This window comes from Rhizobium sp. WCS2018Hpa-16, from assembly GCF_031843705.1.
Taxonomy (GTDB): Bacteria; Pseudomonadota; Alphaproteobacteria; order Rhizobiales; family Rhizobiaceae; genus Agrobacterium; species Agrobacterium tumefaciens_C.
Genome location: NZ_JAVTIX010000005.1, coordinates 130634 through 145566, shown reverse-complemented (window position 1 = coordinate 145566; position 14933 = coordinate 130634). Strand labels below are relative to the sequence as shown.

Genomic DNA, 14933 nt, shown 5'->3' with positions numbered 1-14933 from the left:
ATCAGACCGGGACACCATCATCCAGCTTTTGCAGAAAGGCTTGCGCGCTGTCGGTATAGTCCTTGCGCTTTTCCTCACTCATGCGCCGCCATGTGGCGTAAGGCTGAGCAAGCCTGTGATTGCCGAACAGTTTTTCAGCATTCCGATCCAGAAAATCCCAGTAGAGCGCATTGAAGGGACAAGCTCCCTCACCGGTTTTGCGCTTCACATCATATCGACAGTTTTCGCAATAATCCGACATGCGGGAAATATAAGCACCGCTGGCGGCATAGGGTTTTGAGCCCAGCAGACCACCATCGGCAAACTGGCTCATGCCAATGACATTGGGCATTTCCACCCATTCATAGGCATCGGCGTAGACTTCCAGATACCACTCGTGAAGCGCATGGGGATCGAGCCCCGCCAGCATCGCGAAGTTGCCGGTGATCATCAGGCGCTGAATGTGATGGGCATAGGCATTTTCAATGGTCTCACCAATCACCGTCGCCAAACAGGCCATGTCGGTTTTTGCCGTCCAGAAGAAATCCGGCAGCGGCCGTGTTGCGCGCAGAAAATTGCGCTGCGCATAATCCGGCATGAAGCGCCAATAGATACCCCGCATATATTCGCGCCAGCCGATAATCTGGCGGATAAAGCCTTCGACGGCATTGATGGGCGCATCGCCCTGCAAATAGGCCCGCTCAGCGGCCTGGCAAACCGACAGTGGGTCCAGCAAGCCTATATTGATGTAAAACGACAGCAGGGAATGATTGAGAAACGGATCACCCGTGACCATGGCGTCCTGCGTTTCACCAAATTTGGGAAGAAAGTCGGCGATGAATGCGTCTGCCGATGCCTGCGCATCAGCCCGCGTCACGGCAAAGGCAAATCCATTTGATGAACCCATATGATCGGGAAAGCGTGCTTCGATGAGGTTCATTACGGTACGGGTCGTTTCGTCTGGTGCAAACCGTGGATGACGGGGGCGAAACAGATCTGGCTTGGCCGGGGATCGGTTTTTGCTATCAAAATTCCAGCGCCCGCCCGCAGGAACATCGCCCTCCATCAGCAGCCGGGTTTTCCGACGCATATCGCGATAGAAAAACTCCATGGTGAGTTGCTTGCGGTCATCGGCCCAATGGGCAAACTCCTCATGCGAGCAGAGGAACCGGTCGTCTGGGCGAATGTCCACACGGAGATTGGTTTCTGCGTTCCAGCGTTTCATCTCGTTCAGGACGCGCCACTCACCGGGTTCGGTCACCACAATTGCCTCAGGATGCAGATCGTCGACCGCTCTTTTCAACTCGCCTGTGAAGGATCCAGTGTTGTCTTCATCATCCAGTCGCACATACCTGACCGTGAAGCCGAGACCGGCTAGCTCTTCCGCAAAATGGCGCATAGCCGAGAGAATGAAGATAATTTTCTTGCGGTGGTGCCGGACATAGGTGGTTTCCTCAGCAACCTCGCACATCAGGATCACGTCGCTCGATGGATCTGCCCCGCGAAGGCTGGACATCGACGGTGAGAGCTGATCCCCCAGAATAAAGACAAGGTTCCGACAATGCGTCATGCAGAAATTTCCTTATGTTGTCGGGATATTACGAGCACGATCAGCAAACGGATGACGCCGTGGGACGAATATTGGTCCTTAGCCCATTTTGCTTGCGTGTGAGCGTCACCATCGCTTTTCACACACGATTTGCGGTCATCAAATTGTGCAGAAACCCGCCTCGACCACAGTGAAAATGACCGTGACGTATCGAAATCCGTCTCGCTTGACAGATTTGAACTAACTGGTACAAACATTGTGGTGCCGATGGATTGATGCGCGGGAGGCGCTGGTTTCGGCAAGATACAAGGACGGTGCAAAACGTCCCGCAAAATGGCAGTAGCAGAGCAAACCGACGCTTTGCGGGATTGGGAGGACAGATGTCATATACGCTGGATTTCTCGGCAGTTTACGACCGCCTGCCGGAATTGCTGTTGGCGTGCCTCGCAACAATAGGCCTCGCGCTCGCAGGCATGTTTCTGGCAACGATTATCGGCGTACTGGGCGTTATCGCTCGTGGATCATCCTTCAAGCCGCTGCGGGCACTGATTATCGCCTTTGTTGAGATCATCCGTAACACGCCATTTCTGGTCCAGATTTTCTTCATCTTCTTCGCGCTGCCGCAGATGGGCCTGCGGTTGAACCCCACGACAACAGCGATTGTTGCTCTGGCCTTGAACGGCGGCGCCTATGCGATCGAAATCATTCGTGGAGGTGTAGACGCGGTTCCCAAGGGGCAGATCGAAGCAGGGCTGGCGCTCGGATTGCGCCGCTCGCAGATCTTCCGCCACATCATTCTGAAGCCTGCACTGCGCGCGGTCTATCCCTCTCTCACCAGCCAGTTCATCATGCTGACGCTGACAACATCGGTCTGCACATCGATTGCGGCCTATGAGTTGACGTCCGTTGCTCAGCGGATCGAGGCTGAAACATTCCGTTCATTCGAGGTCTATTTTTCCATTACGCTTCTCTACCTCGTCATTTCGTCTCTGATGATGGCCGTTTTCGCTTTGATTTCGCGCCTTTCATTCAGCTACCCGGTCAAGTGAGGCAAAGGCGATGACACCTATCGGCACCAACGAATTGTTCTTCCTGATGCAGGGTCTGAAATGGACCGTGGCATTGGCGCTCATCGGCTTTATCGGCGGCGGGGTCTTTGGCCTTTGCGTTGCCATGGCCAGAACAGTCGACAGCAAGATCGGCCAGCGAGTGACCGCCGGTTACATCGCCATCTTCCAGGGAACACCGCTGCTGATGCAGCTCTTCGTTGTCTATTATGGCGTCGCTCTGGTGGGTCTGGACATTGATGCATGGCTTGCGGTGGCCATCGCATTCACGCTGCACGCCAGCGCGTTTCTGGGCGAAATCTGGCGCGGCGGCATTCAGGCCGTGCCGAAGGGCCAGACAGAGGCCGCAAAGGCACTCGGTCTCCACTATGTTTCGCGCATGAAAGACGTCGTTCTGCCTCAGGCTTTCAAAATATCGCTGCCAGCGACCATCGGCTTTCTCGTCCAGCTTATCAAGGGCACATCGCTTGCCGCAATTGTTGGCTTCGTTGAGTTGTCGCGTGCCGGACAGATCGTTTCGAACCAGACATTCAAGCCTCTGACGGTCTTTGCCATCGTTGGCCTCATCTATTTTCTGATCTGCTGGCCGCTTTCCCTGTGGGGCGCCGGGGTGGAAAAACGCCTTCAAACCGCATCACGCTAAATCATAAGATCTGCTTTGTAAGGAGGAGCAAACTATGAAGTTCATGAGCAAGACAATCAATCGCCGTATGGTGCTTGCGCTGGCCGCAGCCACCGTAACCCTGCCACTTATGGCGTCGAGCAACACCTTTGCCGGCACGCTTGAAGAAGCAAAGGCCAAAGGCACCGTCGTCATAGGTATTCAGGGCGACAACTCACCTTGGGGCTTTGTGAATTCCAGCGGCGTTCAGGACGGACTTGACGCTGACATCGGCAAGGCATTTGCCGACCACCTCGGCGTTAAGGTTCAGTTTGTGCCGCTGGCCGTCGCAAACCGCATTCCTGCTCTCATGACAGGCAAGGTTGACGTGCTGTTTGCCACCATGGGCATGACAGCAGAACGTGCAAAGACCATCCAGTATTCCCAGCCTTACGCGGGCAACGTTCTCTCGGTTTATGGACCAAAGGACAAGAAGATTGCTGGCTACGATGACCTGACAGGCGTTTCTGTCGGCGTTCCCAAGTCGAGTGCAATGGATACGTCCATCACCGCTGGTGCTGGCTCGAAAGCCAATATCCTTCGCTTCGATGACGATGCTGCCAATATTCAGGCTCTGATCTCAGGTCAGGTCGAAGTGGTAGGCGGCAACCAGTTTTACGGTGATCGCCTCAATGCGGCAGCTGCCGGAAAATACGAATCCAAGTTCGATCTGACCACGCTTTACAACGGCGCAGGCACTCGTCCGGGCGAAAAAGACTGGAACGCCTCCGTCAATGAGTTCCTGGTGAAAATCAAAGGCAATGGCGAACTGGCGAAGATCTACACGAAGTGGATGAAGCGGGACGTTCCGGCCTTCCCGGAATCCCTCCCCGATATCCCCTTCACCGTAAAGTAAGCTGGAGGCTCCCATGCTGCAAACCACCGATACACAAGTTCCGTTGATCGCTCTTGAAGCGGTGGAAAAGTGGTATGGATCCTTTCATGCCCTGAAGAATATCAATCTGACGGTTCGCAAAGGCGAGAAGATCGTGCTTTGCGGGCCGTCAGGCTCAGGCAAATCGACGTTGATCCGTTGCATCAATCACCTTGAAGACATTCAACAGGGCATGATCACCGTCGAGGGTACCAAGCTGACGTCGTCCGCAAGTGCCATCGACACCGTCCGGCGTGAAGTCGGCATGGTGTTTCAGAACTTCAACCTGTTCCCGCACAAGACAATTCTCGAAAACTGCACCCTTGCGCCCATGCGCGTGAAGGGCCTGTCGAAGGCTGATGCCGAGCAGACAGCGCGCAAATATCTCGAACGTGTTCGCATCCTCGATCAGGCAGACAAATATCCGGCCCAACTGTCCGGTGGCCAGCAGCAACGCGCAGCCATTGCGCGCGCGCTTTGCATGGAGCCCAAGGCCATGCTGTTTGATGAACCCACATCGGCTCTTGATCCTGAGATGGTCAAGGAAGTTCTCGACACCATGATCGGACTTGCCAAGGACGGCATGACGATGATCTGCGTGACCCATGAAATGGGATTTGCCCGGCAGGTGGCAGACCGCGTTGTGTTTATGGCTTCCGGTGAAATCATTGAAGAAGCGCCGCCGGAAGAGTTCTTCAAGAACCCTCAACATCAGCGGACCCGCACCTTCCTTGGTGAAATTCTTGCCCACTATTAGTGGGCGATCCCCTCTTCCAAGCAGTCTTTCCCTGATGAGAATACCGACATGACAGACAGAAAAACATTGAAGGTCGGGCTGATCGGTGCCGACATCCAGCTTTCCAAAACGCCAGCAATGCACATGCGTGAAGGTGCCGCCCATGGCATCGACTACGACTACGCGTTTATAGACATTAACACTCGGAACCTGCCGGAAAGCGCCTTATCTGATCTTCTTGACGAGGCGGAAAGTCTCGGTTTTGCAGGCGTCAACATTACCCACCCCTTCAAGCAACGGGTCATTCCCCTCCTTCATGATTTGTCGGAAGATGCGCGGATGCTGGGCGCCGTTAACACCGTCGTGTTTCGCGATGGCAAAAGAACCGGCCACAATACCGACTGGTACGGTTTTTATGAAAGTTTCAAAGTGGGCCTGCCCGAAGCAAAGCGCGACCGCGTTTTGTTGATTGGCGCTGGCGGCGCAGGCGTTGCGGTGGCGCACGCCGCTTTGAAGCTGGATATTCAACGTCTCGATATTCTCGATCAGGATATCAGCCGCGCAGCACAGCTTGCAGACCATCTCAATGATCGGTTCGGTGCAGAGCGCGCTTTTGTCGTTGAGAAGCCAGAAGACTCCTTGCCGCACGCAGACGGCCTGATCCACGCAACACCCACCGGCATGCCTGCACATCCCGGAATGCCCGTACCATCGGCTCTGATCGAGCCCCGCCATTGGGTTGCAGACATTGTCTACATGCCGCTTATCACGCAATTGCTCGCCGAAGCGGTCAGCAAAGGCTGTCAGGTTCTGCCCGGCGGTGGCATGGCTGTGTTCCAAGCCGTGGGTGCTTTCCGGTTGTTTTCGGGTCTGGAGCCAGATCCGACCCGCATGCGTGCGCACTTTGACGAACTTTGCATGGATGAGGCTGCGACATGACATCGTCTGCGCGTAGTGACCACAAGATGTGGACCGGCTTTACCGACCGGTCTTTTCGGTAGCCCCGATATGTTCAACCCGAAGCACATAGCGCAGCACCATTTCCGCGACATGCTTCGAAAGGGTTTCCTGACCATCGTCGGTAAACAGGTTGCCACCGAAAATGAACGAGAAGGTCGCAGCATTCGAAACGTTGAAGAACGACAGCGCGCTGATCTGCCAGTGCAGTTCAAGCGCGCCGACGCCCTCACGAAAGACGCCCTGCTTTTGGCCACGCACGAGAACATTCTGCAGGGCATCGATCGCGGGGCGGTTGAGTTCTCGGATCGTTTCAGAAGCCTGCATGTGACGGCCATGGTGAACGTTCTCGATCATGACCATTCGAATGAAAGCAGGGTGGCGACGATGGTGATCGAAGGTAAACCGACAGAGCTTGTCGAGTGCGGCAACCGGCTCCATCTCGTCCAGTTCAAGGCCGCTTTCACCGCCGCGCACCTGCGCATAGGCAGCTTCAAGCGCCTGCTGGTAGAGGCCCTCTTTGTCTCCATAGTAGTAGTAAATCATGCGCTTGGATGTGCGGGTACGCGCAGCAATCTCATCGATGCGCGCACCAGACAGCCCGTTTTGCGCAAACTCATCCATGGCAACGCAAAGAATATCGCGTCGCACACCCTCTGGGTCGCGCTTGGCTTGCCGGGGCGCGAGGGTATCGTTCGAAGTCGCCGCTTTCGTCATCATACACCTATCAATAGTCCAATCGGCCCGAACTGAAACCGTCACTATTAACTAATTAGTACATAATCACGGAAAGGAAGGCAATATGGTCATCTCCGGCATCGAGACGCAGAAGCAGCCCATGCGGACCTCCATCGCGACCGTTTCCATCAGCGGCGAGTTTCCTGAAAAGCTTGCGGCGATTGCAAAGGCGGGGTTCTCGGGGGTCGAAATCTTCGAAAATGATTTCCTCACCTACGACGCCTCCCCCCGTGAAGTGCGCGCGATGGTGAAAGACCACGGCTTGGAAATCACCCTCTTCCAGCCCTTTCGTGATTTCGAAGGCATGCCCGACCAGCACCGCCAGCGTGCATTTGAACGAGCAGAACGCAAGTTCGATATCATGGGAGAGCTTGGCACCGAACTCATGCTGATCTGCTCCAACGTCTCGCAGATTTCGCTTGGCGGGATAGACCGGGCAGCGGCAGACTTTCACGAACTCGGGGAACGTGCCGCAAAGCACGGTCTGCGAGTCGGTTACGAGGCTTTGGCCTGGGGGCGTCACGTCAACGACCACCGCGATGCCTGGGAAGTCGTGCGCCGCGCCGATCATCGTAATGTCGGCATCATTCTGGACAGTTTTCACACGCTGTCGCGCAAGGTCGACCCGAACTCGATCCGTTCTATTCCCGGCGACAAGATATTTATCGTGCAATTGGCAGACGCACCGCTGTTTGACATGGACCTCCTCTATTGGAGCCGCCATTTCAGAAACATGCCGGGCGAGGGAGATCTTCCAGTCGTTGACTTCATGCGGGCTGTCGCCGCAACCGGTTATGCCGGGCCTTTGTCTCTGGAAATCTTCAACGACCAGTTCCGTGGCGGCTCCGCCCGCCTGCTCGCAGAAGATGGCCACCGCTCGCTTATCAACCTCATGAACAAAGTCCACCGTCTCGAGCCCGATATTCGTATCGATGTGCCCAATATGCCCGCGCCTGTGGAAACAAGCGGTGTGGAATTCGTGGAGTTCACGACGGGGCAGAACGACAAAGCCGAGCTTGAAACATTATTGACCACACTCGGCTTCAACAAATCTGCTCGCCATTGCAATCGCGAGGTTGAGCTTTACACGCAGGGCGATATTCGCATCGTCATCAATACCGACAGCACGGGTGACAGCTTTGCAGGCGCATCCTACTCCGTGCATGGCACGAACGCCTATGCCTTCGGCCTGAAGGTCGATGACGCGAAGGCAGCACTGGAGCGGGCGGCCGCACTCGGTGCACCCACCTTTTTTGAGCCGCGCAAGAGTGGCGAAGCCTCAATTCCAGCCATTCAGGGCGTCGGAAATGGCGTGATCTATTTCCTTGATGGATCGCCCGACCTTGCTTCAATCTGGGACAAAGAGTTTTCGCGGCTTCCTTCGCAAAACACTGGAGATGCCGGACTGACCCGCATTGATCATCTGGCGCAGACAACACGCTACGATGAAATGCTGACATGGCTGCTGTTTTACACGTCGATTTTCTCCATGCGCCGCACCCCTATGGTTGATGTGGTGGAGCCGGGCGGCCTCGTGCGCAGTCAGGCCATAGAAAGCCTCCCAAAACCCGATTTCCGCCTGACGATGAATGGTGCTGATAACCGCAAGACGTTCGCTGGGAAGTTCCTGGCAGAAGGGTTCGGCACCAGCATCCAACATATTGCTTTCTCAACCGACGATATTTTTGCAACGGCGCAGGCACTGCACGCACGCGGCTTTCAAGCCCTGCCTATCTCCCGCAACTATTATGATGATCTAGAGGCACGTTTCGGGTTGGAGCCAGAGTTTTCCGACGCGCTACGCGCTTCCAGCATTCTCTACGACCGTGACGACCACGGGGAATATTTCCAGATCTACAGCCAAACATTTGGCGAAGGCTTCTTCTTCGAGATTGTCGAAAGACGCGGGAATTATGCCGGATACGGCGCTATGAACGCGCCATTCCGCATCGGCGCGCAACGTCGGTTGCTCCGCCCCGCCGGAATACCGCGAGATTGATTTTCAGGTCTGGTCAGACATATTCTGTGTATCGCCAACCCGAAAGCCGAGGCGGACAAGGCCGCGCTGGACTTCGGGCGCCCCCATAAACAGCGCCCATAACAGACCAGAACGATAGTTCTCAATCATTGCCACGATGGGGCCCTGGTCAATCGCCAGATGCGTTTCGCCAATCCAACCGGTGACCGGAGAGAAGGCATCGACAAAGCCGTATCGCCCCATCAGCTTGCCACCGTCATAGTTCAGAAATGCGCTGGCCGCTGCCATCGCTTCGTCAGGGCAGACAGGAAAACTGGAGAGAGCGGCGGTCGGGGAGATGATGTCATTATCCTGCGTTGGAGAATGAACGCGGTAGCCCTTTGGGCCATCGCTGGCGGTCATTCCCCAAAAATCCGATCCGGGATATTTTGACTGACAATACGCATGGTTAATCCGCGTGTGCGCCTCCACCTGTTGCCAATAATCCGCATAGGTATCGGAAAGGCCCCTCGGGTCCAGCGTACAGAAGGAATATTGCGAGAGAAACAGTGGCCCGCCATAGGGTTCGCCCAGCGGCAAGACCGTTCCCAAATAGGCGTTGCCGTTCACCATATCCCCCGACCGCGCCCATCCCTTGTGGTAATGGACCGGATCAATGGCGTGATCTTGCGCGCCTGCGGCCAGAACATAGCAGACGAGAGCTTCATTCCAACCGGTGATGGTCAGATCCAGCGACCATCGGCGTCCGGGGCTCCAGTGCCACCACAGCGGGCCATCCGTTGCCCGCGTGTACCAGTCCCAGTCGACGGTTTCGATCAGGTCATTTGCAAGGGCGCGAAAGCGGGTTTCGGCTAGTGTCGAGCGGGAGAAGTACTGCCGGGCGCAGATCAGACCCTGCAACAGAAAGGCCGTCTCGACCAGATCGCCGCCATCATCTTTCGGCCCGAAGGCAATGACTTCGCTGGTTTCTCCATGAATGAAATGTGCAAATGCACCGTGAAAACGCTTGGCCTTATGCAAGGCTGCGACCATTCGCGTGACACGATCCAGCGCCTCGTCACGGGTTATCCAGCGCCGTTCCGCGCCCACGACGATTGCGAGAAATGAAAAGCCAGTGCCTGAAACGGATGCAATTTCGTTGATGACCGAGCCATCAGAGCGCAGGCGGTCTCGTGCCAATCCAGAAATCGGGTGGCTGCCAAGCCAGAAATAATCAAAGGTCCGTCGCTGAATGTCTTCAACATCGTCGGGCAGTGATCTTTGAGGGACAAGATCCTGCCCGATGAATATCTGATTTTCGGTATCCAATATGCTGCCCGGCGTCCATGATAAGTTCGCCACCCTATCCCAAACAATGGGGCGATATTATAGCCACTTGCGCCGACGGGGGCCGTTATTGACGGCTCACAATCGACGCAAGGTTCCATTGCCATGACGTCTGATCGGGTTGAGCGTCACCTATTCGAAGACGAACAGCGTATCTCCGGCCTGAAGGTAGTCGCCTTCTTTGACACGCAGACGCACCGTGCCTGCCTTGGGTGCTGTTACCTGCGTTTCCATTTTCATGGCTTCCATTACGGCAACCAGATCGCCCTCTGAGACCGCAGCGCCATCTTCCACCTTGAAGGACTGGAGTGTTCCTGAAACGGGCGCGACGATACCGGCGTTTTCGGAATGCGTTTCCGATGCGGGCTTACCCGCACCGCCTGCGGAACCGAGGCCAGCCAACAACAGATGCGGAAGGCCAACGGCGACGCGCTTTCCGTCTATCTCCAGCCATGTGCGTGTCATCGCAATGTCGTCGACAGGCTTTTGCCGCTCCATCGCATCAGGCATGTCGGCAAAATCCGTCTCGATCCAGCGGGTATGAACCTTGAAACCATCAGTCCCGATAAAATCTTGCGTATCAATCGCTGCACGGTGAAAGGGCAGAACGGTCGCCACGCCCTCAATGCGGAATTCCTGCAGCGCACGGCGTGCACGGCGCAGCACCTGATCCCGATCTGTGCCGGTCACAATCAGCTTTGCCATGAGGGAGTCGAACACGCCCGGGATTGTCGATCCGGTAACGACACCACTATCCAGACGGATGCCGGGGCCGGATGGCGGATCGAAGACAGTGATTGCCCCGGGCGTTGGCAAAAACCCGCGACCAGGATCTTCCGCGTTGATGCGAAATTCCATGGAGTGTCCACGTGGCTCAGGCGTTTCGAGGATCTGGAGCGGATGCCCCTCAGCCACACGAAACTGCTCGACGACCAGATCGATGCCCGTGGTCTCTTCCGTCACCGGATGCTCGACCTGAAGCCGTGTATTGACCTCAAGGAACGAGATGGTGCCATCTACGCCCAGCAGGAACTCCACCGTTCCCGCGCCGGAATAACCCGCCGCAGCGCAAATGGCCTTGGCAGAATCGTGGATTTTCTGACGCTGCTCAGGCTGCAGGAACGGCGCTGGCGCCTCTTCAATCAGCTTCTGATTTCGGCGCTGAAGCGAACAATCGCGCGTGCCAAGCACCACGACATTGCCGTGCTTATCGGCAATGACCTGCGCTTCGATATGGCGCGGGCGATCCAGGAACCGTTCCAGAAAACATTCGCCACGGCCAAAGGCGGCTGTGGCCTCACGCACGGCGGAATCATAGAGATCGGCAATCTCTTCCATCTTCCACGCGACCTTGATGCCGCGCCCACCACCGCCATGCGCCGCCTTGATGGCAACCGGCAAGCCATGCGCTTGCGCAAAGGCGGTCACTTCGGCAGCCGTTGCGACGGGGCCGTCACTGCCCGCAACCAAGGGTGCGCCGACGCTGTTGGCAAGGCGTCGTGCCTCGACCTTGTCGCCCAGCATGGTGATGACCTGAGGATCAGGCCCGATCCAAATCAGCCCTGCATCGATAACCGCCTGCGCGAATTCCGCCCGTTCAGACAGGAACCCGTAGCCTGGATGGACAGCATCCGCGCCCGAACGCTTGGCGATGGCGATGAGTTTTGCAATATCGAGATAGGTTTCCGCAGGACGCACACCTTCAAGCCCATAGGCTTCATCGGCCAACCTCACGAACAGCGCATCCTGGTCAGGATCCGCATAAACGGCGACCGAACCGACGCCGTAGTCACGGGATGCGCGGATGATGCGCACGGCGATCTCGCCACGATTGGCAATCAGCACTTTTCTCATGGCTTGTCTCCCGAAAGCTCTGTGTTCTTGCTCGCCGATATCTCGGCGAAAGGCCCAAGCGGGCGAAACTGGATTTTGGCGTTCACCGGAATTTGCCCTGCCAGATCAAGATGATGCTCGGCAACGGCAGCGATAACAGGATAACCGCCCGTCAGAGGGTGATCGGCCAGAAACAGAACCGGTTGACCGCTGTGGGGTATCTGGATTGCACCGGTTGCTGTGCCTTCACTCGGAAGTTCGGCGCTGTCCTTGCGTTCAAGCGGCGTGTCACCGGCAAGGCGAATGCCCACGCGGCTAGATTGCGGTGTGACCTGCCATAGCTGGCTGGTCAGCGTCTCCAAACCAGTCTGCGTGAACCAGTCGCTGCGAGGACCCATGACGACATCGAGCGTCACAACATCGTCCTTACCTGGCAGATCAAATGCGGGTCCTTCATTGATCGAGACGCTGGAAAGGCCTGACGTCTCGTTTCTCAGGTGAATGACCGAACCAGCGTTGACAGCCTCTGGCCCAACCATGGCCAATGTGTCGGTCGCAGCACTTCCCAGAACCGCCGCAACGCCAAAGCCGCCACGGACGCTGAGATAACAGCGCATGCCTTTGACGGGATGCCCGAATGTCACCACATCACCCGGCTCCAGAGCGATCGGCACATATGCTGAACTCTCGAAACTATAGGCTTCCGATTTAACGGTGATGACGCCAGCGGCACCGGCAATGCCGATCACGGCGCGGCTTGTTGCTCTGAAGGAGAAGCCGCCCAGCGTGATTTCCAGACAGGGCGTATTAACCGGATTGCCGACAATGCGATTGGCAGCATGGAACGCGGATTGATCCAGCGCGCCGGAGGCGGACACACCCTGCCCCGTCTGCCCGAAACGTCCACGGTCCTGAAACAGAACCGGCATGGGTGCGGCCAGAACCTCGAACCGGTCCGCCTCTGGTTTGGCAGAAGCCTTGGTTGCCGCAGGCTTTGATTGGGCAATATCGACCTTGGCCGTTTCCTTATCCATATCAAAGAAACGAACGCGGTAACCGGGCTGGAACAGCGCGCCGGGTTCACGCTCAATGTCCCACATCTTCAGCGGGGTGGTGCCAATGATCTGCCATCCGCCGGGACTGTTTTGCGGGTATACGCCGCTGAAATCCCCTGCGAGCGCAACCGATCCAGCCGGAATGCGCGTGCGCGGACTTTGCCTGCGCGGCACATGCAAGGCGGGATCACCACCAACGAGATAACCGAAGCCGGGCGCAAAACCGCTAAAGGCAACGGTGAATTCGCTTTCCGTATGCCGCTTGATGACCTCATCAATGCTGAGACCCGTCAATTCCGCAACATCGGCCAGATCTTCACCATTATAGCGCACCGGTATGTCTACCAACTGGTCGGATGGTGCTATTTTTGCGGAGAGATCGCGGGTCGCAATATCAGCCGCCAGTGCCTGCGCGGAGATGATCTCGGGCCGGAAACGGATCATCAGTGTCCGCGCCGCAGGCACCGTCTCTTCGATGCCTTCAACAGGATGGGCCTGAAGCGAAGCAAACAGCGCAAGCGTCTGATCGAGATCGGCAAGCTCAACAAGGATCGTCGTGAGACTGACCGGTAAAAAACGCATCTTGTCCTCACGCATGATAGGCCGAATCCGGAATGTCGGTAATGAACATGTGCCCCGGAGAATGGGTAATCGCAAAGGGCACGCCTGACGCCATCACGGCCGCCTGAGGCGTGACGCCACAGGCCCAGAATACCGGCACTTCGCCGGGCTCAATGCGCACGGCATCGCCAAAATCAGGCTTTGACAGATCAGCAATGCCAATCTCTGCCGGGGAGCCGACATGAACGGGTGATCCATGAACCGCAGGGAACCGCCCGGAGATTGTCGCCGCATCGGCCACGCGCGCGGCGGGAATGGGGCGCATGGAGACGACCATGTTGCCTTTCAAACGTCCGGCGGGGCGGCAAGGCTGGTTAGTCAGATACATTGGCACATTGGATTTGTCCGTCATGTGGCGGATTTCGATGCCAGCCTCCACCATGGGTGTCTCGAACGTGAAGCTGCACCCGATCAGAAACGCAACAAGATCGTCGTGCTCTGCCCACGCAGCCGTGGCATCGGCGGTTTCTTCATCCAGTTTGCCATCTCGCCAGATGCGATAGAGCGGCAGGTCCGTGCGCAGATCGGCATTCGGTGCCAGCAAAGTCGTCGGTGAGCCGGGATCGGATACATCCAGTACCGGGCAGGCTTTGGGGTTGCGCTGCGCATAGAGCAGAAAATCATAGGCCCAGTCTCGCGGCAAAACGATCATGTTGGCCTGTGTGAAGCCCGGTGCGATGCCGGATGTCGGCGCGACCAGACCATTGCGATACTGGGTGCGCGCAGCACGCGCCGTATCTGCATTGGTATGCTGAAGATAAGATGTCGGAATGGTCATCGCTGGCCCTTTACGGCTTTGAGATGAAAGAACGGATATCGATGCCCTCGGCTTCGAAACGCTGCCTGATCTGCTGGGCAATGGCGACTGCGCCCGGGCTGTCGCCGTGAACGCAGATCGATTGCGCTTCGATGCTGATCACGCTGCCATCGATGGCTTCCAACGTGCCGTCCCGGGCAAGCTGCACCATGCGCTGCGCGATCTTGTCAGCATCATGCAGAACGGCACCCGCTTCGCGGCGGGACACGAGTTGGCCATCTGGCGTGTAGGCACGATCTGCAAAGGCCTCGGCAACAACTGTCAAACCGGACTGGCGCGCAAGTTCCAGAATGGGAGCATTCGCAAGCCCCATCAGAACAAGCGACGGATCAACTGCCTTGATGGCGTCAATAACGGCCTGACCCTGCACGGCATCATTGGCAATGCGGTTGTAAAGCGCGCCATGCGGCTTCACGTATCTAACCGACGTGCCAGCCGATTGCGCCAAACCCTTCAACGCGCCGATCTGATAGATAACGTCGGCCATCAGGTCTTCGCGCGTAACATCCAGATCGCGGCGGCCGAAGCCGACGCGGTCCGGATAGGAGACATGGGCTCCCACGACGACATTCTTCTCGGCAGCGGACTTGACCGTGCGGAAAATGCCCGCCGGATCACCCGCATGAAAACCGCAGGCAATGTTGGCACTGGAAACGACTGCCAGCATGGCTGCATCATCCCCCATGGCCCACGCCCCGTAGCCCTCGCCAAGATCGCTGTTCAAATCAATGGAAGCCATGTT

General features: G+C 56.9%; 13 protein-coding genes. 6 read left to right on the top strand and 7 right to left on the bottom strand.

All coding sequences use genetic code 11. The features are described 5' to 3' along the window. Position 1: 1 nt before the first annotated feature. A complete protein-coding gene (locus RQI55_RS16320) occupies positions 2-1549 on the bottom strand; it encodes a cryptochrome/photolyase family protein (protein WP_243258272.1) in 1548 nt (515 codons plus the stop codon). Between the two features lie 359 nt (positions 1550-1908). Here RQI55_RS16320 and RQI55_RS16315 point away from each other — a divergent pair, with 359 nt between their 5' ends. The 5 genes from RQI55_RS16315 to RQI55_RS16295 are packed head-to-tail and all read left to right on the top strand — an operon-like array spanning position 1909 to position 5805. Further along, complete coding sequence (locus RQI55_RS16315) at positions 1909-2577, top strand: amino acid ABC transporter permease (protein ID WP_243258273.1); 669 nt, start codon at positions 1909-1911, stop codon at positions 2575-2577. A 10-nt stretch (positions 2578-2587) separates the two neighbouring features. Continuing rightward, complete coding sequence (locus RQI55_RS16310) at positions 2588-3238, top strand: amino acid ABC transporter permease (protein ID WP_243258274.1); 651 nt, start codon at positions 2588-2590, stop codon at positions 3236-3238. A 34-nt stretch (positions 3239-3272) separates the two neighbouring features. Beyond that, positions 3273-4112 carry a transporter substrate-binding domain-containing protein gene (locus tag RQI55_RS16305; RefSeq protein WP_243258275.1) on the top strand — a complete coding sequence of 280 codons (840 nt, stop codon included), beginning with the start codon at positions 3273-3275 and terminating at the stop codon, positions 4110-4112. Between the two features lie 13 nt (positions 4113-4125). Continuing rightward, positions 4126-4887, top strand: a complete 762-nt coding sequence (locus RQI55_RS16300; RefSeq protein WP_279290565.1) for an amino acid ABC transporter ATP-binding protein — start codon at positions 4126-4128, stop codon at positions 4885-4887. 48 nt (positions 4888-4935) lie between these two features. Next, positions 4936-5805, top strand: a complete 870-nt coding sequence (locus tag RQI55_RS16295; protein ID WP_243258276.1) for a shikimate dehydrogenase — start codon at positions 4936-4938, stop codon at positions 5803-5805. Between the two features lie 39 nt (positions 5806-5844). Here RQI55_RS16295 and RQI55_RS16290 read toward each other — a convergent pair whose 3' ends face one another. Beyond that, positions 5845-6540: a TetR family transcriptional regulator gene (locus tag RQI55_RS16290; RefSeq protein WP_243258378.1), complete on the bottom strand. Its 696-nt coding sequence runs from the start codon at positions 6538-6540 to the stop codon at positions 5845-5847. Between the two features lie 121 nt (positions 6541-6661). Here RQI55_RS16290 and RQI55_RS16285 point away from each other — a divergent pair, with 121 nt between their 5' ends. After that, on the top strand, positions 6662-8560 hold the full coding sequence (locus tag RQI55_RS16285) for a bifunctional sugar phosphate isomerase/epimerase/4-hydroxyphenylpyruvate dioxygenase family protein (RefSeq protein WP_243258379.1): 1899 nt from the start codon (positions 6662-6664) through the stop codon (positions 8558-8560). Between the two features lie 3 nt (positions 8561-8563). On the opposite strand, the gene RQI55_RS16280 is transcribed toward RQI55_RS16285, so the two are convergent. The 5 genes from RQI55_RS16280 to RQI55_RS16260 form a co-directional block, all read right to left on the bottom strand. Beyond that, the gene (locus tag RQI55_RS16280; RefSeq protein WP_243258277.1) at positions 8564-9847 is read right to left on the bottom strand and encodes a glucoamylase family protein; all 1284 of its coding nucleotides are present in this window, start codon (positions 9845-9847) and stop codon (positions 8564-8566) included. A gap of 150 nt (positions 9848-9997) precedes the next feature. Continuing rightward, the gene (locus tag RQI55_RS16275; RefSeq protein ID WP_311273178.1) at positions 9998-11719 is read right to left on the bottom strand and encodes a biotin carboxylase N-terminal domain-containing protein; all 1722 of its coding nucleotides are present in this window, start codon (positions 11717-11719) and stop codon (positions 9998-10000) included. Then, positions 11716-13335, bottom strand: a complete 1620-nt coding sequence (locus tag RQI55_RS16270; protein WP_243258380.1) for a carboxyltransferase domain-containing protein — start codon at positions 13333-13335, stop codon at positions 11716-11718. Before RQI55_RS16270 ends, RQI55_RS16275 begins: the two co-directional genes overlap by 4 nt. 7 nt (positions 13336-13342) lie before the next feature. Next, a complete protein-coding gene (locus RQI55_RS16265) occupies positions 13343-14152 on the bottom strand; it encodes a putative hydro-lyase (protein WP_243258279.1) in 810 nt (269 codons plus the stop codon). Between the two features lie 10 nt (positions 14153-14162). Continuing rightward, positions 14163-14930 (bottom strand): 5-oxoprolinase subunit PxpA, encoded by a 768-nt coding sequence (locus tag RQI55_RS16260; RefSeq protein WP_311273179.1) that lies wholly within the window; start codon positions 14928-14930, stop codon positions 14163-14165. Between the last annotated feature and the right edge of the window lie 3 nt (positions 14931-14933).